Source organism: Borreliella yangtzensis (genome assembly GCF_014201775.1).
In the GTDB taxonomy this organism is placed as follows: domain Bacteria; phylum Spirochaetota; class Spirochaetia; order Borreliales; family Borreliaceae; genus Borreliella; species Borreliella yangtzensis.
This window is the reverse complement of the sequence record NZ_JACHFG010000001.1, coordinates 317,322-340,830: the sequence shown is the minus strand read 5'-3', so window position 1 is coordinate 340,830 and position 23,509 is coordinate 317,322. Positions and strand designations below refer to the sequence as shown.

General features: G+C 29.0%; 18 protein-coding genes. 7 read left to right on the top strand and 11 right to left on the bottom strand.

Annotated features, from left to right (window positions below; genetic code table 11):
- Positions 1 to 37: 37 nt before the first annotated feature.
- The 3 genes from valS to HNP68_RS01625 all read right to left on the bottom strand — a co-directional run bounded on the left by valS (position 38) and on the right by HNP68_RS01625 (position 4,637).
- A complete protein-coding gene (gene valS, locus HNP68_RS01635; protein ID WP_183219736.1) occupies positions 38 to 2,665 on the bottom strand; it encodes a valine--tRNA ligase in 2,628 nt (875 codons plus the stop codon).
- 3 nt (positions 2,666 to 2,668) lie between these two features.
- Entirely contained in the window at positions 2,669 to 3,658 is a 990-nt protein-coding gene (locus HNP68_RS01630) for a tRNA dihydrouridine synthase (RefSeq protein WP_183219734.1), read from the bottom strand.
- Between the two features lie 190 nt (positions 3,659 to 3,848).
- Entirely contained in the window at positions 3,849 to 4,637 is a 789-nt protein-coding gene (locus HNP68_RS01625; protein WP_183219732.1) for a septal ring lytic transglycosylase RlpA family protein, read from the bottom strand.
- A 104-nt stretch (positions 4,638 to 4,741) separates the two neighbouring features.
- On the opposite strand from HNP68_RS01625, the gene HNP68_RS01620 reads away from it, so the two are divergent.
- Positions 4,742 to 5,749 (top strand): L-threonylcarbamoyladenylate synthase, encoded by a 1,008-nt coding sequence (locus HNP68_RS01620; RefSeq protein WP_183219730.1) that lies wholly within the window; start codon positions 4,742 to 4,744, stop codon positions 5,747 to 5,749.
- A 174-nt stretch (positions 5,750 to 5,923) separates the two neighbouring features.
- On the opposite strand, the gene plzA is transcribed toward HNP68_RS01620, so the two are convergent.
- On the bottom strand, positions 5,924 to 6,709 hold the full coding sequence (gene plzA / locus HNP68_RS01615) for a c-di-GMP-binding receptor PlzA (RefSeq protein WP_183219728.1): 786 nt from the start codon (positions 6,707 to 6,709) through the stop codon (positions 5,924 to 5,926).
- 308 nt (positions 6,710 to 7,017) lie between these two features.
- On the opposite strand from plzA, the gene HNP68_RS01610 reads away from it, so the two are divergent.
- The 5 genes from HNP68_RS01610 to HNP68_RS01590 all read left to right on the top strand — a co-directional run bounded on the left by HNP68_RS01610 (position 7,018) and on the right by HNP68_RS01590 (position 14,606).
- The gene (locus tag HNP68_RS01610) at positions 7,018 to 9,780 is read left to right on the top strand and encodes a penicillin-binding protein 1A (protein ID WP_183219726.1); all 2,763 of its coding nucleotides are present in this window, start codon (positions 7,018 to 7,020) and stop codon (positions 9,778 to 9,780) included.
- Between the two features lie 6 nt (positions 9,781 to 9,786).
- A complete protein-coding gene (locus HNP68_RS01605; RefSeq protein ID WP_183219724.1) occupies positions 9,787 to 10,179 on the top strand; it encodes a ParB N-terminal domain-containing protein in 393 nt (130 codons plus the stop codon).
- A 32-nt stretch (positions 10,180 to 10,211) separates the two neighbouring features.
- Positions 10,212 to 11,804, top strand: coding sequence for a glucose-6-phosphate isomerase (locus tag HNP68_RS01600; RefSeq protein WP_183219722.1), 1,593 nt, complete (start codon positions 10,212 to 10,214; stop codon positions 11,802 to 11,804).
- A 64-nt stretch (positions 11,805 to 11,868) separates the two neighbouring features.
- Positions 11,869 to 13,260, top strand: a complete 1,392-nt coding sequence (locus HNP68_RS01595) for an L-cystine transporter (RefSeq protein ID WP_183219720.1) — start codon at positions 11,869 to 11,871, stop codon at positions 13,258 to 13,260.
- A 14-nt stretch (positions 13,261 to 13,274) separates the two neighbouring features.
- A complete protein-coding gene (locus HNP68_RS01590; RefSeq protein WP_183219718.1) occupies positions 13,275 to 14,606 on the top strand; it encodes a CoA-disulfide reductase in 1,332 nt (443 codons plus the stop codon).
- A gap of 15 nt (positions 14,607 to 14,621) precedes the next feature.
- Here HNP68_RS01590 and HNP68_RS01585 read toward each other — a convergent pair whose 3' ends face one another.
- Genes HNP68_RS01585 through HNP68_RS01570 form a run of 4 tightly spaced genes read right to left on the bottom strand, consistent with a single transcriptional unit; the run spans position 14,622 to position 19,087 of the window.
- The gene (locus tag HNP68_RS01585; protein ID WP_183219716.1) at positions 14,622 to 15,965 is read right to left on the bottom strand and encodes an ATP-dependent 6-phosphofructokinase; all 1,344 of its coding nucleotides are present in this window, start codon (positions 15,963 to 15,965) and stop codon (positions 14,622 to 14,624) included.
- A gap of 30 nt (positions 15,966 to 15,995) precedes the next feature.
- Positions 15,996 to 16,967 carry a MinD/ParA family protein gene (locus HNP68_RS01580; protein ID WP_183219714.1) on the bottom strand — a complete coding sequence of 324 codons (972 nt, stop codon included), beginning with the start codon at positions 16,965 to 16,967 and terminating at the stop codon, positions 15,996 to 15,998.
- Between the two features lie 9 nt (positions 16,968 to 16,976).
- Positions 16,977 to 17,759 (bottom strand): potassium channel family protein, encoded by a 783-nt coding sequence (locus HNP68_RS01575; RefSeq protein WP_183219711.1) that lies wholly within the window; start codon positions 17,757 to 17,759, stop codon positions 16,977 to 16,979.
- Between the two features lie 5 nt (positions 17,760 to 17,764).
- Positions 17,765 to 19,087, bottom strand: coding sequence for a TrkH family potassium uptake protein (locus HNP68_RS01570; RefSeq protein ID WP_183219709.1), 1,323 nt, complete (start codon positions 19,085 to 19,087; stop codon positions 17,765 to 17,767).
- 96 nt (positions 19,088 to 19,183) lie between these two features.
- Between HNP68_RS01570 and cyaB the strand changes: the two genes are divergently transcribed.
- On the top strand, positions 19,184 to 19,717 hold the full coding sequence (gene cyaB, locus HNP68_RS01565; RefSeq protein WP_183219707.1) for a class IV adenylate cyclase: 534 nt from the start codon (positions 19,184 to 19,186) through the stop codon (positions 19,715 to 19,717).
- On the opposite strand, the gene HNP68_RS01560 is transcribed toward cyaB, so the two are convergent.
- The 3 genes from HNP68_RS01560 to thrS are packed head-to-tail and all read right to left on the bottom strand — an operon-like array spanning position 19,691 to position 23,504.
- Positions 19,691 to 21,136, bottom strand: coding sequence for a hypothetical protein (locus tag HNP68_RS01560; RefSeq protein ID WP_235684923.1), 1,446 nt, complete (start codon positions 21,134 to 21,136; stop codon positions 19,691 to 19,693). The genes cyaB and HNP68_RS01560 overlap by 27 nt on opposite strands.
- Positions 21,123 to 21,752 (bottom strand): CDP-diacylglycerol--glycerol-3-phosphate 3-phosphatidyltransferase, encoded by a 630-nt coding sequence (gene pgsA / locus HNP68_RS01555; protein WP_183219705.1) that lies wholly within the window; start codon positions 21,750 to 21,752, stop codon positions 21,123 to 21,125. The genes HNP68_RS01560 and pgsA overlap by 14 nt, the downstream gene beginning before the upstream one ends.
- Before the next feature lie 3 nt (positions 21,753 to 21,755).
- Complete coding sequence (gene thrS, locus HNP68_RS01550) at positions 21,756 to 23,504, bottom strand: threonine--tRNA ligase (protein ID WP_183219702.1); 1,749 nt, start codon at positions 23,502 to 23,504, stop codon at positions 21,756 to 21,758.
- Positions 23,505 to 23,509: the final 5 nt, after the last annotated feature.

Here is a 23,509-nt window from a genome sequence, read left to right as displayed (position 1 = left end):
AGTATAAAAATTCAATTATATAATAATTTTCAACTTTTTACAGATTTTTTAAATTCAAAATATAACTATTTATCTTATCAGTTAAAGAAGAAAATTCTACAAATTTTAATTTTTCAGATTCAATAATTTCTTTGGGAGCATTCATTAAAAAATTTTCATTTTTAAGTTTTTTTGAAACAGCAATCTTAAGCATTTTATACTTTTCAAGCTGCTTTTCAAGCCTTATTAACTCCTTAGTTTTATCTATCAATGACTTAACATCTGCATAAATTTCAAAACCAACTACAGCAACACCAAGCATGCTATCATAATTTTCATTGTAAAATATATTTTTAAAATTAATCATTCTTTTTGCAATACTTTCTTTGGCCTTAAAGTATTCCTCATATTTAAAATCAACATCAAATTTCAACGCAACATCAATTTTAATGCTAGAAGATATATTAAATTCACTCCTAAGCGTCCTAATAGCCACAATGAAAGTTTTAAATACTTTAAAACTTTCAAATTCTTCTTGAAAATTATTAGCAATATTAAAACTTGGATATTCATTTAAAGCTAAAATATCTCCTTTTTCTGAAAGTTCAGAATAAATTTTTTCTGTAACAAAAGGAATAAACGGGTGTAAAATTAACAATGCTTTTTTAAGAAAAAATAATAACTTAGAAATAGCCATATTTTGAATATCAACATTCTCACTACTTAGATCAATTTTACTAATTTCAATATACCAATCACAAAAATCATTCCAAAAAAATTCATAAATAAATTTTGAAGCTTCATTATATTTATAATTTGCAAAAGAAGAGTCTATGCCAAGAATAGTTGAATTTAAGCTTGTAAGCAACCATTTGTCAACATCATTAAATTTCAAATCATTTAATATTTCTCTATTTTCTAAATTCAAAAGAATAAATTTGGAAGCATTAAAAACCTTGTTTGCAAACTTAGCTCCAAACATAAAATCCTTAGCATCAATATTTAAATCTTGGCCTTGAACAGACAAAAATGATAAAGTAAACCGTAAAGAATCACTTCCATACTCATTAATAATATCAAGGGGATCTATTCCATTGCCCAAGGACTTTGACATTTTTTTACCTTGCTTGTCACGCAAAAGAGGTGTGATATAAACATCTTTAAAAGGAACCTGCCCTGTAAATTCTAATCCCGCCATTACCATTCTTGCAACCCAAAAAAATATTATATCGTAAGCTGTAATTAAAGTATTTGTTGGATAATAATTTTTAAAATCAGTAGTAACATTAGGCCATCCAAGTGAAGAAAAGGGCCATAGCCAAGAAGAAAACCAAGTATCAAGAACATCTGGATCTTGAATAAACCTCTTCCCTACATTCTTTTCATCTAAAGAAGGATCAGTATCACTAACAACAAGTTCGAATGTATCAATATTGTACCAAGCCGGTATTCTATGTCCCCAAACAAGCTGTCTTGATATGCACCAATCTCTAATATTTGATAACCAATATTTATATGTATTTTCCCACTTTTTAGGGTGGAATCTTAATTCACCATTCTCTAAAGCCTTTAAAGCCTTGGCTGCCAAAGGCTTCATACTTACAAACCACTGAGTAGACAAATAAGGTTCAACAATCTCACCCGATCTATAACAATGTCCAACCTGTTGTTTATGTTTTTTAACGCCTTGCAAAAACCCCTTTTCCATTAATTCTATCTCTATTTTAAATCTTGCATCCTTTATACTTAATCCTTGATATCGTAAAGGAACATTTTTATTAAGTTTCCCATCTTGAGTTAAAATATTGACCTTGGAAATATTATGCCTTTTTGAAATTTCAAAATCATTAGGATCATGCGCAGGAGTAACTTTTAAAGCCCCAGTACCAAAAGCACTATCAACATACAAATCTGCAATAATTTTTATTTTTTTAGTCGTCAAAGGAATTGTGACTTCTTTGCCAATTAAAGACTTATATCTCTCATCGTTGGGATTAACAGCAATAGCAGTATCGCCAAACATCGTTTCAGGCCTAGTTGTTGCAATCTCAATAAAAGAAGAATCATCAATAACATACTTAATAAAATAAAGCTTACCATCAACTTCTTTATACTCAATCTCTTCATCACTAACAACACTTCCAGATCCAGGATCAAGATTAACAAGATATTCACCCCGATAAATCAAACCTTTAGAATATAAATCTTTAAAAACCTTATTAACAGCCTTGCAAAGGCTATCATCAAGGGTAAACCTTTCTCTTGAGTGCTCATAAGATGCTCCAAGTTTTTTTATCTGACTAACAATCACATCTCTATGCTTATCTTTTAATTTAAAAATTTCTTGAATAAGCTCTTCTCTTTCAAAATCATCCTTATTTTTACCAATATTTTTAAGATACCTTTCAAAAACAGCTTGTGTTGCTATTCCTGCATGATCTGTACCAAAAAGCCACAAAGTATTGTGCTTTTTCATTCTTTTATACCTCACAAGAACATCTTGCAAAACAAAATTAAGAGCATGCCCCATATGCAACACGCCAGTAACATTGGGAGGAGGTGCAACCATACTAAATTTTTCAAATAAAGAATTATTTGGCAAAAAAACATTATTTTTAAGCCACTTATTGTAAATTTCATCCTCAAATGCCTTAGGATCATATTTTTCAAGAGGTCTACAATTCATTGTTTAGAAATCTCCTACCATATCAATAATGTTTAAATTTTCAAAAAGCTCTTCATAAGTTTTTGAACTTATAAGATTTGAGAAATATTTACTCTGTCTTTCCTTCTCAGTAAAATATATCTTAAAATATTTTTTAAGTTTATTAAAATCTTTTTCAAATCCCCAAGTAGCATAAAAATCCTTTATATGGAATTTTAATATATTTAACCTAAAATTTAAATTACTATCCAAAAAGTGTTTTGAAGATAACTTAAATAAATTTAAATTTTTAAAAATTCCACGACCAAACATAATCCCATCAATTAAATATTTATCAACATAATATTTAGCGTCTTTTAGACTCAAAACATCCCCATTGCCAATAATCAAGGTAGAAGGACTAAGATTATTTCGTAATTTAACAAGTTCATAAAAAATATCAAAATTAACAGGACCTTTGCTTTGATTAACAGCAAGTCTTGGATAAACCGTTAACATGTCAATTTTAAAGCTCAACAAAAACCCCAGCCAAGCGTCAACTTCTGGATATGAAAATCCATGCCTGGTCTTAACGCTAAGAGGTAAATTAAATTTGGCACAGGCTTCTTTACTTGCAAAAATTATTTCTTTAACCAAAGATTTATTATTAATTAAAGCAGAACAAACTCCTTTTTTAATTATTTTATTCTTAGGACAACCCATATTAATATCAATTCCCCAAAACCCCATGCCCCCTAATATTTCTATTGCTCTATAAAATTGTTCAGGAACATTCCCCCAAATTTGAGCAATTAAAGGCCGGTTAAGTTCATTGGGTTTTAAAAAAACATGCTGAATAGATTGTTTTGATCCGTTTAAAATTCCCTTTGCAGAAATAAACTCAGTAAAATAAATATGGGGTTCTCCTTCTTTAAACCCTATTAAATGAATTAAATTTCTAAAAACAGTATCAGTAACGTCTTCCATTGGTGCTAAAATCATAATTGGAAGAGGAATATCAAATAAAAATTTCATAAAATGACTATATAATAATAAAATATAACTTTAAGCAAAACAAAACAATTGCTTAATAAATTTAGATTTTTACAAAAAAAATTATAATTTTTAGAACAAAAAATTACTACAAAAGGATTCACAATAAATGGTATAATCATAAGATTTTAAAAAATAAATAAACAATTTTAATAAAAAATAATTTAAAAAATTAATCCATAACAAGACTCTCACCTGGAACTTTGGTTTTTCTTACTAAAGTATCTTTATATCCAGCAGATTTAATTAGCTCTATATTTTTTTGAACATCATCAGCATTAGTGGGGATAAAAACAGTATAAAACGGTCCATGAGAATTTACTATAACAAAAAGACCCGCTTTTTTTAATATTCGATAAGCCCTCTCAGCATAATCTTTTTTTCTATAAGATCCAACTTGTATGTAAAAATCTGTTTCCTTGTCAGCAGAAATTGAATAATCTGCTAATAAATTTGAAGATTTATTTTCAATGGAAATACTCTCCTCTGATTGCTTGATTTTTTTTTCTTTTTCAATCATGGGGGTATTAAACGCTTTTTTAAAGTCTCCAGATTTTGATACAGAAGGTCTTTTTTCATTTACACTTTCAATTACTTCAATTTTTACAGGAGCAACTCCTATCCCCAAAAAATCAAGCTTCTCGGCAGCATATTTTGACAAATCGATTATCCTGTCCTTCCTAAAAGGACCTCTATCATTAATTCTTACAACAACAGATCTATTATTTAAAAGATTTGTAACCTTTACAGCGGTATTAAAAGGCAATTCTTTATGAGCAGCAGTAAGAGCCATCATATCAAACTTTTCGCCATTAGCAGTAGTTTTACCATGGAACGCTTCACCGTACCAAGAAGCAAGACCTACCGTAGCAGAATTTATATGAGAAGCAACAAAAAAAAATACAAAGAGAAAAACAAAGTTTCTATTATCTCTTACGATAGCATCAATTAAATTCCTCATAAATTTATTATAATACAAAAACATATTTCAATAAACAATTGAGCTTGCAAATTGCTTATTTACATTTTTTTTGATTTAATTATAAAAAGAAAAAAGCCTAAAAGATGATGTCAACAGAAATAATTCGCAGTAATCAAATACAAAAAGCAGCAAAACTTATCAAAATGGGAGAGCTTGTTGTATTTCCAACAGAAACAGTTTACGGAATTGGTGCAAATGCTTACAATGAAGATGCCGTAAAAATGATTTTTTTAGTAAAAAAAAGACCTATTAATAATCCTTTAATAGTTCACGTTGACACGGTAAAAAAAATAAAAGAACTATCAGAATATATTCCCAAAAGTGCTTTAATGCTAATTAAAAAGTTTAGTCCGGGCCCTTTAACTTATGTTCTTAAAAAATCAACAAAAATATCCAGATTTGTAAGTGGAAACCTAAACACAGTAGCAATAAGAATTCCAGCAAATAAAATAGCTTTAAACCTAATCAAAGCATCTAAAGTTCCCATAGCAGCACCATCTGCAAATATATCAAAAAGACCAAGCTCTACAAACTTTGAAATGGCCTTAAAAGAATTAAATGGACTTGTGGGTGGAATAATAAAAACAACAGAGAACAAAGACTTTAATATTGGAATCGAATCAACTGTGATTGGATTTGACCTAAAAGATAACGTACTAATATTACGACCGGGAGCAATAACAAAAAACATGATAGAAAAAGAGCTTCGGGGAAAATACAAAGTAAATTATGCAAAAACAACAATAGAGTTAGAAAAATCGCCTGGCAACATAATAGAGCATTACAAACCAAAAATTCCTGTCTATTTATTTAAAAGTAAAGACAACATAAGACGATATTTAAACAAAGATACAAAAATACTTATCACAAAATCTACTCTAAAATCCTATTTATTTAATTTTTTGTGGGATAAAAAAAACATTACAATATTTAATACTCTTGAAGAGTATGCACAAAATCTCTATAAAGAACTAGTCAATTCTGAAAATACTTACAAGCAAATCCTTAGTGAATTCGTAAAAGATGAAGAACTTGGATACTCCATAAATAATAGAATAAAAAAAGCCAGTTCAAATAGGTTTATTAATTAAAAATTAAACATAAATACTCATTAGCAAAACAATGCTAAATCTAAAAACAAATATCTAAATCCATCGCACAATAAACTATCTCATTTTAAACTCAACAAAACCAGCAAATGCAAAAAACTTAAATTTTAAGCATTACAAACAAATTTGCACATAAGAAAAATTTTATTTTTTTTATTAATTAAAATAATCATGGATTAGCATAGTATACTCAAGTGGTATCTTATCCTCATCAAAAGCAATACCAAGCGCAAAAAACTTTCCATTGGGAGTCTGAATAACGCTTAAACTTTTTGATTTACCCTCAATAAAAATTTCTTTATCCATAAATTCAAAACTAAAAATCAAATCAATTGCATCTTCTTTGACATCACCATAATCAAAAGAAGAAATTACTAAAGCACCCCCATAAGATAAATCTTTTATTAAACATTTATGTTTTGACCCATTAAACTTAATAAAAGCTTTATCAGAATCAATTTTTAGCTTTCTAATAGAATCTTTATCAACAACAATCCTTTCATGAATTCTCTGATTTTGTCCAAGTTTTAAATCAAGAAGCTTTCCAACTTTAATAGCAATCTCTTCTGGCATAGGAGATAAAAATTCCAATGCTAATAGATTATATTCTTTATTTTGAGAAGAATAGGAAGAAGCACTTAGCAGTTTAACAGACAAAAAGGGAAAAAAAGCCATACTACTCTTAGAATCTGAATTTTTCTTAAGTTGAATAGAACCTAAATTTTTATTTTTAGCCAAAGCGGGCAATACTGTATCTTCTTGAAAAATAAGCTTAAGAGAATCCATAGAAATAGAATAAATTACTCCAATAACAGAATAAGTACCTACCCTCATCTCAATAGTATTGCGAAGATTTAAAAAACTATTTATCTCTGTACTCATTTTAATTTCTTTACCTCTATACTTAGCTCCATAATCTCTTATTTTTCTCGATAAAAGCATAAACCTCTCCTCTCTCCTTTTTTTGGATATAAAAAATAAAAATACTATACAACACTTAAAACTGTTTTAAACAGTTTTACACCAACAAAGTTTAAAACAAAAATGTCATAAGCAAATTTAATCAACAACCAATAAACTTACTCTTAAAGTCAAAGACATACCACCTCCCACAGCATCTATATTTAATTAACAAGACTTTAAAAATGCTATTTACATAGTGTAAAATTATAACAATAATTTTACACTATAACAATCAGCTTATAATATTATTAATTCTTATGCACTTATAGTATACTTTAGTAAAAAGTATGAACTTAAATAGCTTTAATTTAAAAAAAATAAATAAGCATAAGCTACTTATTTATTTAACATATTTCACAGTTAGCTTTTCTATTATCACACTGTCATTAGCAATATCTAAAACTATAAACATACAAAAAGATAAAAATTTTGGGTATATAAATCCAGCAATTCCTTCAAGACTTTTAGATGTTAATGGAAAACAAATAACTCAATTTATATCTGATGAGAATAGAGAATTAATGCCCTTGAGAAAAATGCCTGACAATCTAATTAATACACTTTTAATAAGGGAAGACATTGGATTTTTTTCTCATCGAGGTTTTTCCTTAATAGGAATATTTAGAGCCGCATTTAATATTGTTCTTGGCAGATATTTTTCAGGAGGCAGCACATTAACCCAACAACTTGCAAAACTTCTCTACACAAATCAAGCAAGAAGGTCTATTTTAAGAAAACTACATGAAATATGGTGGGCAATCCAACTTGAAAAAAAACTCTCAAAATACGAAATACTAGAAAAATACCTTAATAAAGTTTATTTTGGAAACGGAAACTATGGAATAGTTGCAGCATCAAAATTCTTTTTTGGCAAAAGCGTAAATAAAATCAATACAGCAGAATCCGTGATGATGATAATTCAACTCCCAAATGCAAAACTTTATTCACCTCTTTACAACCCAGAATTTTCAAAAAAAATACAACGCGCGGTTTTAAATCAAGTTGTGTCAAATGGGATAGTAAAAGCCGAAATTGCTGAAAAAGAATTTAATGAATATTGGCAAAACTATGATTGGACTAGAATGGCTGATACATCTGCAATTTCAAACAAAAAAGACCAGGCCCCTTACTTTTCTGAATATATTAGACAAAAAATATTAAAATATTTACCAGATGGTGCAAACATATATAAAGATGGGTACTCGATATATTCAACCCTTGACCTTGAAGCACAAAAACATGCAGATAAAGTTACAAACGATATGATTAATAAAGCAAGAACAATGCACAATTTAAACAGATCCTCTGAAACAATAATTATTAATTCAGAAATTGTCCCTGTAGTAGATACAATATCGGATTTATTGGGAATTAAAAACTTAAGAATAAATGGAAGACAATATAAAAAACTAAGAAAAAGAAAATTTTATGAAGACAATATTGATCTAATTGCAAGCTTTGGAGCTATACTTGGAATTGATAAAATAGATAAGGCAACAAAAGAATATATTATCAAAAATAAATTAACACCAAAACTAATTGCACAACCTGAAGGAGCAATGATAGCAATAGACACAACAAGCGGAGCAATAAGAGCCATGGTTGGGGGAAGCGGACATGCCAAAAACAACGAATTTAATCGCGCCACACAAGCAAAAGTTCAACCTGGAAGCGCATTCAAAACGCTATATTTTGCAGCAGCAATTGATCTGAAAAAAATAACAGCTGCCACAATGTTTTCAGACTCTCCTGTAGCATTTTTAGATAAAAACGGAGAAATCTATGCTCCAGGAAATTATGGTGGCAAATGGAGGGGCAATGTTTTAACACGCCAAGCATTAGCTTTGTCTTTAAATATTCCAGCATTAAGAATATTAGACAAGTTGGGTTTTGACTCTGCAATTGCCTACTCTTCAAAACTGCTAGGAATAACAGATCCAAAAGAAATAGAAAAAACGTTTCCAAAAGTTTATCCGCTAGCACTAGGCGTAATATCGGTTTCTCCAATTCAAATGGCAAGGGCATTTGCAATTTTGGGGAATAGTGGCAACGAAATTGAACCTTATGGTATAAGATACATTGAAGACAGAACCGGAAGGCTAATAGTAAATAAAGAAGCAAGCATATTAGCTAAACTAAAAAGTAAAGAACATCAAACTCAAATAGTGTCTCCTCAAGCTGCTTATATCATCACAGATATGATGAAATCAACAATTCAATACGGAACCTTAGCAAATCAAAGATATACAAATCTTAAAAATTTTAAATCTGACATTGCTGGAAAATCGGGGACAACGCAAAATTGGGCAGACGGATGGGCAATAGGATACTCTCCTTATATAACAACAGCATTTTGGGTTGGATTTGACAAAAAAGGATATTCACTAGGAATATCAGGAACAGGAACAGGATTGGCAGGCCCTAGCTGGGGGGAATTCATGTCAGAATATCACAAAAACTTACCTAAAAAAGTTTTTGTAAAACCTGCAGGAATAATTAGTATCCCCGTGCAAGCAGAAACAGGACTGCTACCAGAAGAAATTGCTGACGAAAAAATAATAAATGAACTATTTATTTCTGGAACCCAGCCAATTGAAAAATCAAAATACTATGAAAATAAACTAGAATTTAAAAACACAATAGAATTCAACATATATGGAATTGAAGAAATTAATAATAGCGATGAAATAAATTTTGACACTCCTGAATTTGAATATCTTGATAATAATCTTGAAAACCTAAAAAACAATACCAACGATCTTGAGCGTGTTAACAATAATGAAGATCAAATAGAAATGAACATTCAAGAACCCATAAATGAAATAGAAAATGAGAGCTCACAACAAGATCAAATAAATAATGACAATAACGAAGAAATGCTTTTCAAAAATACCAAAGACATTAAAGACGAAGTTATTGTTAATGAAACAACCACAGAAACACAAAGCACAAAGGAATTAAATTCAAACAAAAACGAAAATGAAAATGAAAATGAAAATGAAAAAATTAACAATAAAGACGTCAACGGAGAAGACATCCAATTGGATTAAAACAATATGTTAATAGATATCGATCAAATAAAAATAAAAAAAAGAATTAGAAAAAATATAGGAGACCTTGAAACCCTTAAAAACAGTATTCTAAAACATGGGCTAATTTATCCAATAATAATAGATAAAAATAAAAATTTGATAGCAGGATTTAGAAGATATCAAGCCTTAAAAGAAATTGGCTATAAAGAAGCTGAGGTAAAGGTAATCTCAATTGAAAACAAAAAAACCTTACTTGAGATTGAACTTGATGAGAATAATGTTAGAAAATCATTTACAAGAAGTGAAGCAAACGCAGGTGAAGATTACTTAAAAGTTTATTCTGAAAGAAATATAATAATAAGATTTTTTAAATTTATAATTTTAAAAATTAAAAACATGTGGAAAAAGAAAAAATAAAAAAATTTTAACCATATCAAAGGGGTGTGTTTATGATAAATTACAAAAATCTTAATGAGCTTAAAAATTTTAAAATCCTTGAAGGAATTGCTCCAGAAGTGCTTAAAACCGCACTAACCGGGAAAAGAATAAAAGAGTACGAAATTACAATAGAAGGAGATAGTGTGCATTATAATTATGCTTCAAAGCAAATTAATGAAAACCATCTTAAAATTTTTCAAGATTTAAGCGATGAATCAAATTTAATAGAAAAATATAAAGAAGTACTTAATGGGGAAAAGATCAATATTAGTGAAAATAGAAAAGTCCTACACCACCTTACAAGAGGACAAATTGGCAAAGATGTAATAGAAAACAATAAAGAAAATATGAGAGAATTTTTTCAATCAGAACTTGAAAAGATATATAATTTTGCGAAACAAATCCATTCTGGAAATATTAAAAGTGCAAATGGCAAAAAGTTTAAAAATGTAGTCCAAATAGGAATTGGTGGATCCAGTCTAGGGCCAAAAGCTCTTTATAGCTCAATAAAAAATTATGCAAAAAAATGTAATCTTACCTTAATGAATGGTTATTTTATTTCAAACATTGATCCAGACGAATCCGAAGAGGTGTTAAGTAGTATTAATGTTGATGAAACGCTTTTTATTATTGTATCGAAAAGTGGGAATACATTAGAAACTAAAGCTAATATGCAATTCTTAATAAACAAATTAAAATCAAATGGCATAAAAGAGTATAAAAAGCAAATGGTCATCATAACATTAAAAGATAGTCTATTAGCACTAGAAGAAAAAGGTTGCCTTGAATATTTCTTCATGCATAATTCAATAGGTGGGCGATTTTCACCAACATCAGCAGTTGGACTTACACTACTCACTCTTTGCTTCACAGAAAAAATTGTAAAAGAAATTATAAAAGGAGCCAATAAAGCTGATAAAAAAGCATTAAATAAAAATGTAAAAGACAATGCACCCTTATTAGCAGCATTAATTAGTATATACGAAAGAAATGTTCTCAACTACAGTAGTAACTGTATTATTGCTTATTCTAAAGCAATGGAAAATTTTTATCTTCACTTGCAACAACTTGAAATGGAAAGCAATGGAAAAAGTGTAAACAGATTTAACGAAACAATAAACTATAAAACTGTAAGAATAATTTGGGGAGGCACTGGAACAGATGTTCAACACTCATTCTTTCAAATGCTTCATCAAGGAACAGACATAGTTCCAATGGATTTCATAGGTTTTAATGAAACACAACTTAAAGAAGATATAATATCTGATAATAGCTCAAGCAATGACAAATTAAAAGCAAATTTAATAGCCCAAATAATAGCATTTTCAAAAGGCAAAGAAAACAATAACAAAAATAAAAATTTCAAAGGAGAGAGACCTTCTGCACTAATATATTCAAAAGAATTGACACCTTATGCAATAGGATCAATACTCTCCCATTATGAAAATAAAGTAATGTTTGAGGGATTTTTACTAAATATAAACTCATTTGACCAAGAAGGGGTTCAGCTAGGCAAAATTCTTGCAAATCAAATTCTAAAAAATGACAATTTTGAAGATGAAGTAATAGAATATTATTCTAAAAAAATATTAAAACAAGATTAATTAATTTTAAATATATAACCTTAAGTTTAAAAAAGAATGCACTAAGCTTATACAAGAGGTAATAATGGATAAAATAAGTATATTATATACATTAATCAATATTATAATAATGCTTATTCTAATAAGCATAGTTTATTTTTGCAAAAGAAAAAATGTTTCTTTTACAAAAAGAGTGTTTATATCTTTGGGAATAGGAATAGCATTTGGAACTACTATTCAATATTTTTATGGCACAAGTTCTTCTATAACAAACGAAACTATTAATTGGATAAACATTTTAGGCGAAGGATATGTAAGGCTTCTTAAAATGGTTATAATTCCCTTAATAATAACATCAATAATCTCTGCAATAATAAGATTAACCAACAGTCAAGATGTTGGAAAAATGAGTCTACTTGTAATCTTAACATTAGTAATTACAGCAGGCATTGCTGCTGTAATTGGCATTTCAACTGCTTTAATATTAGGATTAACAGCTGAGGGGCTGCAAGCAGAAGCCAGTGAAATTTTACAAGGTGAAAAATTACAAAAAGGCCTTGAAATATTAAATCAAACACCAATCACACAAAAAATATCAGAACTTATTCCACAAAACATATTTGAAGATTTGGCAGGACTTAGAAAAAATTCAACAATTGGGGTTGTGATCTTTTCAGCTGTTGTAGGGATAGCTGCTCTAAAAGCATCTATCAAAAAACCGGAATCAATAGAATTTTTTAAAAAAATAATATTAACGCTTCAAGACGTAATATTAGGAATAGTAACTTTAATTTTAAAACTAACACCTTATGCTATATTAGCCTTAATGACAAAAATTACAGCAACCAGCGAAATCAAAAGCATAATAAAGCTTGGAGAATTTGTAATTGCTTCCTACATTGCTATAGGTATTACATTTCTTATGCATATGACATTAATTGCAATAAACAAATTAAACCCAATTACTTTTATAAAAAAAATATCTCCAGCACTAACATTTGCATTCATATCCAGATCTAGTGCTGCAACCATACCTATTAATATAGAAATTCAAACTAAAAACTTGGGAGTAAGCGAAGGAATAGCAAATTTATCAAGCTCCTTTGGAACATCAATTGGGCAAAATGGTTGTGCGGCACTGCACCCCGCTATGCTTGCAGTAATGATAGCACCAACTCAAGGAATAAACCCCACAGATGCTTCATTTATATTTACACTTCTTGGATTAATAATAATAACTTCATTTGGAGCTGCTGGCGCTGGCGGAGGCGCAACAACAGCCTCATTAATGGTACTCTCAGCAATGAACTTTCCAGTAGGGTTGGTCGGACTTGTAATATCTGTTGAACCTTTAATTGACATGGGAAGAACAGCTGTTAATGTGGGCGGTTCAATGCTTGCTGGTGTTATATCTGCAAAACAACTTAAACAATTTAACCATAATATATACAATAAAAAAGAGTTCATAACCAAATAAATGGAAAAACAATCATGAAAATAATAATTATTGGGGGCACATCAGCAGGAACTAGTGCCGCAGCCAAAGCAAAACGCTTAAACAACAATCTAGATATTACTATCTATGAAAAAACAAATATTGTATCCCTTGGAACTTGTGGTCTGCCTTACTTTATAGGAGGATTTTTCGACAGTCCAAATACAATGATCTCAAGAACAAAAGAAGAATTCGAAAAAACTGGCATCTCTGTTAAAACTAACCACGAAGTTATCAAAGTGGATACAAAAAGCAATACAATCGTAATAAAAAATCAAAAAACAGGAAGCATTTTTAGCGACACTTACGACAAGCTCATGATAGCAACTGGTGCAAAACCTATTATCCCAGCAATCAATAATATCAATCTAAAAAATTTTTGTACGCTAAGAGATTTAGAAGATGGTCAAAAAATAAAAAATTTAATGGACAAAGAAGATATTAAAAATATAGTGATAATTGGTGCTGGATATATTGGAATTGAAATGATAGAAGCAGCAAAAAATAAAAGAAAAAATGTAAGACTAATTCAACTAGACAAACATATACTCATGGATTCCTTTGACGAAGAAATAGTCAAAATAATGGAAGAAGAACTAATAAAAAAAGGTGTTAATCTTCATACAAATGAGTTCGTAAAAAGCTTAATAGGAGAAAAAAAAGTAGAAGGAGTCGTAACAAACAAAAATACTTATCAAGCTGACGTTGTTATACTTGCTACTGGAATAAAACCAGCTACTGAATTTTTAGAAAATCAGATTAAAACTACTACAAATGGAGCAATAATTGTAAATGAGTATGGCGAAACTAACATAAAAAATATTTTTTCTGCAGGAGATTGCGCAACTACTTATAACATAGTAAGCAAAAAAAATGAATATATACCCCTGGCAACAACAGCCAACAAACTTGGAAGAATAATCGGTGAAAATTTGGCTGGGAATCATGTTCCATTTAAAGGCACATTGGGCTCAGCTTCAATTAAAGTACTATCTTTAGAGGCTGCAAGAACAGGACTTACAGAAAAAGATGCACAAAAGCTTCAAATAAAATATAAAACAATTTTTATAAAGGATAAAAATCATACAAATTATTATCCAGGACAAGAAGATCTTTATATTAAGCTAATTTATGAAGAAAATACCAAAACAATCCTTGGAGCACAAGCAATAGGAAAAAATGGAGCCGTAATCAGAATGCATGCGTTATCAATTGCAATCTATTCAAAGCTTACAACAAAGGAACTGGGAATGATGGATTTTTCATATTCTCCACCATTCTCAAGAACCTGGGATATATTAAATATCGCTGGAAATGCTGCAAAATAGAAAAAATTTAATAATTTAATTCTTCATGCTAATCGGTTGTCCTGTGCTTGAAAGAACATCTCTCCAAAAAGAACCATTTGGGTTAACCTTATTTCTGTCAATTACTGCCATCTTAATAGGTATATGAACAAATTTTGTACTCCACAAACTAATCAACATTTTTGTCTTGCCAGACATTGCAGCATGCACAGCGTTCGACCCAAGCCTAGCACAATATAAAGAATCACTAGCATTAGCAGGAGAACTTCTAATAATATAACTAGGATCAATGTATTTGAGAGTAAATTGTATATTTTTTGCTTTAAAATATTCTGTGATTTTATCTTTAATGTAAAGTCCAATATCCTCATAAAGCAAATTTCCAGAATCATCTTTTTTACGAGTAAAATGATCAAAATACTTTTGACCTGCTCCTTCTGCTATCAATATTACTGCATGAGGAATTTCTTCTAAACTTTCTTTCTCTAAAAGTCGTCTTTCAAGATGAACAAGAAATCCATTAGGCCCTTCTATATCAAAATCAAGTTCTGGAATTAAACAAAAATTAACATCATTAGAAGAAAGCGCAGTATGAGCGGCAATAAATCCAGAATCTCGCCCCATAACTTTAACAAGTCCAATACCATTATAAGCACTATTAGCTTCAAAATGAGCACCAGCAACAGCTGCAACCGCTTGTTCTACGGCAGTCTCAAATCCAAAAGATTTTTGAACAAACATAAAATCATTGTCTATAGTTTTAGGGATACCCACAACTGCTATTTTTAAATTTCTTTTTTCTATCTCCTCAGCAATAAGAAGAGATCCCTTTTGAGTACCATCCCCACCAATGTTAAAAATCATATTAATATTCATTCTCTCCAAAGTGTCAACTATTTCCACAGGTTTAATACCACCCCTTGAAGAACCAAGAATAGTACCCCCAAATTTATTAATATCATCAACAACATCTGGATTAAGATTAATAAAAGGTGAATTTGACTCAGGCAAAAGACCTTGATATCCAAACTTTACCCCATAAATATTGCGAACACCATAAATTTTCCATAAAGTTCGAACAATAGAACGAATAACATCATTAAAACCAGGGCAAAGTCCACCACAAGTAGTAATAGCAGCTTTAACATGTCTGGGTACAAAATAAATTTTTTCTCTGGGCCCAGCTTTTTCTAAAAGAACATCTTCATACTTATCCCCAGTATCCTCATTTCTATATACACTAAACTTAATTTTATTTTTTTCATTAACAAAATGTGAAAAACCCTCGCTAGCATAAAAATCAATCAAAGGATTGTTTTGCTTACATTCTCCCAAACTATCTATTTTAAAATCTAACTTTTCATTCTTAATTCTATACACCCAATACTCCTTTATGGAATTATAGCCTAATTACTTTCTAATAAATTGACTTTGATCTTTAATCATATCGTATATGTCATCATAAATATAAGGGGACCCTTCAATAGGAGATTTAATTAAATTACCAGCTATAAATTCAAAATATTTATTCAATTTTGAATTCTTCTCAAAATCAATAAATGGCACTCTATTATTAATAGCTTCTCTAAAACTTTTTGCAAAAGGCACAAAGCCTATAAACTCTATTGGTATATTAATATTATTCTTAACAACATTAATCAAATTTTCACACATAGCAATCTCTTCACTAGTTTCTATTCTATTTAACACCACTCTAGGATAAAAATTATTCATCATCTTCTTAACTTTCAAAGAAGAACTCAATGAAATAAGTTCAATCCCAACAACCAAATCTTTAAATCCAAGCTTTGTACCTTCAATCTTATCTTTGAAAAAATTACCAATATAATCACGCTCAGGGCTTTTTTGCGGAAACCCTAAATATAAAAGACGATAAAGAGCATTCTTTAAAAAAGAATAAGCATTAAGTATAGAGGGGGTCTCTGGCACTGTAACAATAATACCACTATAAGATGCTAAATAAAAATCTATTGTATTATAAGAAGTTCCAGATCCTAAATCTAAAAAAATAAAATCAGCAATAAGATCTTTTTGAATGGCTTCGATAATTTTTTTCTTAATAGAAAAAGAAAGATTGGCTGTTCCAGTATAAAGAGCATCACCTGGAATAAGGTAAAGCTTATCATAAGATGTTTTGCATACTAAATCTGAAAAACTTTTATCCTTTTTATTAATAAAAGAACCAATGCCTACACCTTTATTCTTAACACCCAAACATGTATGCAAATTAGAACCTCCAAGATCAAGGTCAACAAGTATTACAGTTTTACCCAAACTAGAAAGCTTATAACCAACATTTGCAACAAAAGATGTTTTTCCAACACCACCTTTACCACTTGCTACAGGAATAATTTTAGTCATTCTTGAACCCTAATTATCCTTACGATCTTTTTGAAAAATTTTCATAAAATTAAAAATCCCTACAAATCTAGGCTTCTTTTCAGCATCTTTATTTAAATTTTCATCCTCTTTAGAAACCGAAATTAAATCTTTAATTAAATCTTTATTGTTTGTAAAATTTTCAATACTATCTGGTTTTCCACAAATTACAATTTTATCATCTTTTAAAAAAAAATAATCACCATCAACAAATTCATACCTAGAATTACTTAAATTCCTAACAGCAATAACTGTAATACCGCGTTCTCTTCTAAGATCAGCTTCATAAAGAGTTTTTCCAACATATTCTTTGGGAATAACAGTTTCAGCCACAATAATATCATACCCAATAATATTATAAGTTGAAAGATTAGGAGATACTAATAATGGGGTTAATCTTCTTGCAGCATCTTTACTTGGAAATATAATTTTTGTTGCGCCAAGAGTTTTCAATATTTCAGCATCATCCCTATTTTCTGTCTTAACACATATTTCCTTCAAACCTAAAAGATTACAATAGTGGGTTACAAGAGCACTTTTGCCAAGATCATCATCAAAGTCAATCACAACAGCGTCTGTATCTACAGGAATTATTCTTTTCAAAGCATTTTTAGTAAATTGTTCAACAACAAAACTTTCTGTAGATATTACATCATATTCTTCAATAAGTTCTTTAGATGTATCTATAATAATAATTTGACAATCAAGTCTGCTTAAATCTTCAAGCAAGTGAATTCCTAAATTACTTAGCCCAATAATAACAAATGTTTTCATATGCTTCACCCAACCAAAATATCTTGTCTTGGTCTTGTAAATTCTTCAAAACGAACCTTTCTTGAAACAAAAACAGCCATCGAAAAAAGCCCTATTCGCCCTGCAAACATAGTAAAAATTATAATGACTTTACCCCAAAATGACAAATCCTGAGTTACTCCAACTGAAAGACCAACTGTCCCAAAAGCAGAAAATACTTCATAACCCAAATCAATAACTTTCCAATTGCCAGACCCTCCTTCAAAAAAAAGAAGCATGAAAAAAGAAAAACTTAAAATAAAAATAGCTCTTGCAAAAAATAAAAGTGCAAACCTTATACTATCTATTGAAACCTTATAAGATCCAATAATATACCCATTGCCATTTTGATTTTTAACAACAGCTAATATAATTAAAAAAAATGTTGTAATCTTAATTCCCCCTGCAGTTGATCCAGGTGCCCCACCAATAAACATAAACGGCAGAGAAACTATTTGGGTTCTTCCGCTTATCAAAGAATTATCAAGATAATTAAAACCAGCTGTTCTAGTACTAATTGAATAAAAAATTGAATTAAATATTAGAGTGCCTATTGAATAACCACATTTTAATTTATGCATCTCTGTAAAAAAAAATAAAATTGAGCCAATTATAATTAAAACAAAACTTAACGAAAAAACTATTTTAGCATGAAGTGATAGTTTTTTTTTGTTCTTAATAGTATTATTTACATCTCTATAAACCATAAACCCAAGCCCACCACAAATTATTAAAATAGAAACCACAACTATAGCTTCAGGAACATCTCGCCACGCATAAATACTCTCAGAATGCATAGAAAAACCCGCATTACAAAAAGCAGATACTGTAGTAAATAAAGCCTCTAAGAATGAAATATTAACCCCCCTAAGTTTAAAACAAATAAGTATTAATATTAAACCTATCATCTCAATTGAAAAAGTTATAAACAATATACTTTTTAAAATTCTAATAGGATTATATTCTATATTTGAAAGGGAATATTGCTTTATTATTCTTGCATCTGTTAAATTCATTTTCTTTTTAGGTATAAGTAAATAAAAAGTAGTAATGCTTATAAATCCAAGGCCTCCAAGCTGAACTAGTAGCATTATTAAGATAAATCCAAAAGTAGAAAAACTTTCTACTTCAACCGTTACAAGACCTGTAATGCTTACAGCAGAAACAGCAGTAAAAAGAGCATCAATGTATGCTAATTTGCCCTCACCTTGCCATGCAATAGGCAACATTAACAAAAGAGAGCCTATAAACATCATTAAAACAAAATAACTAAAAAGTAAAAACCTGTCGCTAAATTCAAATTTCAACATATCATACAAAAAGTTGTTTAAATTACTAAAAATTTATCTTATATAGCATAATATTTTAACATTGAAATACTATCATAATTACATTATTTTTAATATATGTTTGAAGTAGAATCAAAAGCATTTATTCCCCAAAAAGAGTTGAAAAGAATTATTAAATTAGCAAATAAAAAATTCAAGTTTATTAAAGAAGAAATAAAAACTGACATTTACTACTCTAACCTAAAAAAAATTATAAGAATAAGGAAATTAAATACTTTAGAAAAAATTGTCACATTTAAAAAAAAAATAATAGACAACAACAATACTATAGAAATTAATAAAGAGGTAGAATTTAAAATAGACAATATTAATAATTTTTTAATCCTTATGAAAGAGCTTAAATTTAAAAAACTATACAAAAAAATAAAAAAAAGTTTAATTTATCACATTAATAATTTAAATGTAGAGATAAACGAAATAAAGAATCTTGGATTTTTTTTAGAAATAGAAAAAATAGTTACCAATCAAAATGACATAGATTTGGCAAAAAGAGAAATTGCCAGCATAATCAATCAATTAGGATTAAAAGAAAACCTTGAGACTAGATCCTACTTTGAACTACTTTCATTGGCAAACCAAAGTAAAAAATAACTTATTGGTATTAGAGCTTAAAGTAGAGACTAAAAGCCCTTGATCACCATAAATTCCAATCTGGGGACTAGCAACATTGCTCTTAAAATAATTCAATTTATTTAAAAAATACCAATTTTTATTCTTAAAATAAATTAATCTCACATTATTATTGTCTTCAAAAGCTAAAAATAAATTATTTTTATAAAGCCCAATATCAATAATTGAACCTTCCATTGCAACATTAGGACTTATATTAATCCATTTATTGCTTTTTAAAGGACAAATACTTACAATAGGTCTATTTTCAGACACCAAACTCATAATTATTTGATTAAAATTAGAATCAAAAAAACCTTTAATAAAATTAGCCATATAAACAGAAGGAATATTTGCATTTACCCAAGAATTTTCATTGTTTACAATAAATTCAGATTTAATCTCATTATTTGACTTATAATTATAAAAAATACCCAAAAAAGGTTCTGATATTAGTCCAATGTTTGATGAATTAACATTAGAATCGCCTTTGCTTAAATAAGAATATATTACATCAGTCCAAATACTTCCGTACCCCATATTTGAAATTAAATTTATTTTATATTCACCTCCAATTTCCCTTAAATATGTTAAATACAACCTATCCTTTAAATCAATGCTAATATTTAATAAAGATCCAAAATTTTCTATGTACCTAGGGCTAATATCAATCCATTTTCTGCTATTAAATTTTTTAACTACAAGCTCGCTAGTAAAATCAGCCCCTGATTTCGTAACAAAAGCAATATATAAATTTCCTTTTGAATTAATTGAAAAATCAAAATTAACTATATTAATAATATTAACATTAACAGACGAATCAAGATTAAACCAACCAACATCCTCAATAAACTCAGCAACTTTAATGTCTTCGCTATTTTCTAACTGATACGCAATATAAATATTACTTTTATAAGTCCTTAATATATACTTTTTAAGCTTGCCAGTTAAATTTAAAACGGGCAAATCCTTTAAAGTAAAAAATAAATTTTCTTTTTCAATCTTAGATGTTTTAGCTTTCAGAGAATTGTTATTCAAAATTGAAAAATCTAAATCTGTAAGCGAAAACTTTATGTTCTCATTTTTAGTTCCAACATATATTATTGCATAAAGAGAATTCTTATCTAACCTTATTTTAAAATCTCTTTTTTTTATTTTATCAGTTATGTACCTTTTATTAGAAATATCATAAATTTTAAAAACAAAATCGGAATTTGAACTCTTATCTAAAGTTAAAATATAATCAGAAGATTTGCTGACTTTTAAATAAACACTGCCCTTTCCATTTTTATTTAAAATACTCAACGGGCTAATTTCCGTTAATATTTGATTGGCTTGAGCTTGAATGAAAGAAAGCTTTATAAATAAAAATATCAAAATTAATGTCTTATTTATTTTCATATTTTTTTATATTCAAAAATACAAACACATAATCTAAAAATGATAAAATTGCAAAAAGAGCAGCACAAACATACATTGCTTGAACAACAAATAAGAATTTGAATTCAAAATTTAAAATGTAGCTAATAAAATTTTGAATCGGTTTTGTAAAGTTGAGTTGATTAAAAGTATAAAGTAAAAGACTTGCAAAAGTACAAACAGCATAAAGAAATGACTTTAATTTTCCCAAAAAATTGGCTTGTTGAACTATATTAAACTGAATAATTAAATTCCTAACAAAACCAATAGAAATTTCACGATAAATAAATATTACAAAAAAATAATAAGGGGTTATGCCTTTGTAAAAGAAAAAAACAAAATACGTTAAATGTTGCAAAACATCTGCATACGGATCTAAAATTTTACCTACATTACTAACAAGACCATATTTTCTTGCAATATAACCATCAATAAAGTCAGTAAACTCATTAAAAATGATTAAAAACCAAATCATTACAAAAAATAAATATGGAAAAAATAGATTTTCCAAAAAAAACAAAATTAATATAATAAAGGAAAGCACAATCCTAGCTAATGTTATTTTATTAGGAGTAATAAACTTGATTAAATTATTCACAATTTATAAAATCTCCTTGTTTCTTATTTTTAATAAAATAAATTTAAGAGCCTCATTAAGTTCCATTCCATTTATTTGTTCATTTGTTCTTGTTCTAATAGATATTTTTTCTTCCGCTACTTCTCTCTCGCCAATTATAAACATATAAGGTATTTTTTTAGCTTGATATTCTCTAATTTTAGCATTCATTCTTGAGGAACTATTATCAAGTTTTATTCTAATTCCCTCATTTTTAAATTTATTTAAAACTTTAATAGAATAATCTTCTACAGTATTGTTAACGGGAATAATTACCGCTTGTACAGGAGACAACCATAAAGGAAACGCTCCACCATAGTGTTCTACAAGAATTCCAAAAAATCTTTCAATAGATCCCAACAAAGCTCGATGAATCATAAAAGGTCTTTTTTCTTTACCATCATAAGCAGTATAAGTCATGTTAAATCTCTCGGGTAGATTAAAATCAAATTGAATTGTGCTCATCTGCCACTCTCTCTCAAGCGAATCAACTATCTTAAGGTCAATTTTAGGCCCATAAAAAGCACCTCCCCCTTTATCAATTTCATAAGGAACTTCAAAATCGCTTAAAGTCTCTTCAAGAACTTTTAAAGACATTTCCCAATCAACATCATTCCCTACAGACTTGTCAGGCTTGGTAGAAAGATATGCCTTTAAACTGTTAAAGCCAAACTTACTCCACATATAAATAGCAAACCTAAGAACTTCTTTAATCTCACCTACAACTTGAGAATGAGTACATATAATATGAGCATCATCCTGAGTGAAACCTCTGACCCTCATCATGCCATGCAAAGCCCCTATCTTTTCATAACGATACACAGTACCAAGTTCGGCCCATCTAAATGGTAAATCTCTATAAGAATGCTTGCCCGCATTGTAAATTGCAATATGAAAAGGACAATTCATGGGTTTAAGATAATAATCGCTTTTATCCATTTCTATTTTTTCAAACATGCTATCTTTATAAAAATCTAAATGACCAGAAGTTTGCCAAAGCCAAGACTTACCAACATGAGGAGTAAAAAGAATATCATAACCATTTTTAGAATGTTCCTCTCTCCAAAAATCCTCTATTAAAGATCTTATTTTGGCCCCATTGGGATGGAAAAAAACAAGTCCCGGCCCAACCTCTTCATGAATAGAAAATAAATCAAGTTCTCTTCCAAGCTTTCTATGGTCTCTTTTTTTTATTTCTTCTCTCAAATTAAGATAAGATTTTAAATCTTTTTCATTATTCCACAAAGTTCCATAAATTCTGGTAAGCATTGTATTTTTTTCATTACCTCGCCAATAAGCCCCAGCAATACCAGTAAGCTTAAATGCCTTTGGATCAATTTTATTCATATTGTCAACATGAGGCCCCCTGCAAAGATCGACAAAATTATGACTTTTATAAATAGAAATTTCATTTTGTAAATCAAAATTTTTAATCAAATCAATCTTATAAGGCTCATCTTTAAAAATTTCAAGGGCCTGTTCTACGCTTATTATCTCTTTTTCGAAAGAACTTCCAGTCTTTAAAATCTCTCTCATTCTATTTTCTATATCCAAAAGAGAATCCTCTGTAATTTGCTTTTTAAATTCAAAATCATAATAAAAACCATCTTTAATAGGGGGTCCTATGGCAATCTTGGTATTTGGAAATAAATCACGCACAGCTTCTGCCATAACATGAGCTATTGAATGTCTTTTTTTGTAAAGAATATCTTCTTTATTTAAATCTTTGCTCACAATAA

Excerpts from the sequence above, each read along its gene's own strand:
- valS (WP_183219736.1), bottom strand. The coding sequence starts at position 2,665 with ATGAATTGTAGACCTCTTGAAAAATATGATCCTAAGGCATTTGAGGAT.
- HNP68_RS01630 (WP_183219734.1), bottom strand. The coding sequence starts at position 3,658 with ATGAAATTTTTATTTGATATTCCTCTTCCAATTATGATTTTAGCACCA.
- HNP68_RS01625 (WP_183219732.1), bottom strand. The coding sequence starts at position 4,637 with ATGAGGAATTTAATTGATGCTATCGTAAGAGATAATAGAAACTTTGTT.
- HNP68_RS01620 (WP_183219730.1), top strand. The coding sequence starts at position 4,742 with ATGATGTCAACAGAAATAATTCGCAGTAATCAAATACAAAAAGCAGCA.
- plzA (WP_183219728.1), bottom strand. The coding sequence starts at position 6,709 with ATGCTTTTATCGAGAAAAATAAGAGATTATGGAGCTAAGTATAGAGGT.
- HNP68_RS01610 (WP_183219726.1), top strand. The coding sequence starts at position 7,018 with ATGAACTTAAATAGCTTTAATTTAAAAAAAATAAATAAGCATAAGCTA.
- HNP68_RS01605 (WP_183219724.1), top strand. The coding sequence starts at position 9,787 with ATGTTAATAGATATCGATCAAATAAAAATAAAAAAAAGAATTAGAAAA.
- HNP68_RS01600 (WP_183219722.1), top strand. The coding sequence starts at position 10,212 with ATGATAAATTACAAAAATCTTAATGAGCTTAAAAATTTTAAAATCCTT.
- HNP68_RS01595 (WP_183219720.1), top strand. The coding sequence starts at position 11,869 with ATGGATAAAATAAGTATATTATATACATTAATCAATATTATAATAATG.
- HNP68_RS01590 (WP_183219718.1), top strand. The coding sequence starts at position 13,275 with ATGAAAATAATAATTATTGGGGGCACATCAGCAGGAACTAGTGCCGCA.
- HNP68_RS01580 (WP_183219714.1), bottom strand. The coding sequence starts at position 16,967 with ATGACTAAAATTATTCCTGTAGCAAGTGGTAAAGGTGGTGTTGGAAAA.
- HNP68_RS01575 (WP_183219711.1), bottom strand. The coding sequence starts at position 17,759 with ATGAAAACATTTGTTATTATTGGGCTAAGTAATTTAGGAATTCACTTG.
- HNP68_RS01570 (WP_183219709.1), bottom strand. The coding sequence starts at position 19,087 with ATGTTGAAATTTGAATTTAGCGACAGGTTTTTACTTTTTAGTTATTTT.
- cyaB (WP_183219707.1), top strand. The coding sequence starts at position 19,184 with ATGTTTGAAGTAGAATCAAAAGCATTTATTCCCCAAAAAGAGTTGAAA.
- HNP68_RS01560 (WP_235684923.1), bottom strand. The coding sequence starts at position 21,136 with ATGAAAATAAATAAGACATTAATTTTGATATTTTTATTTATAAAGCTT.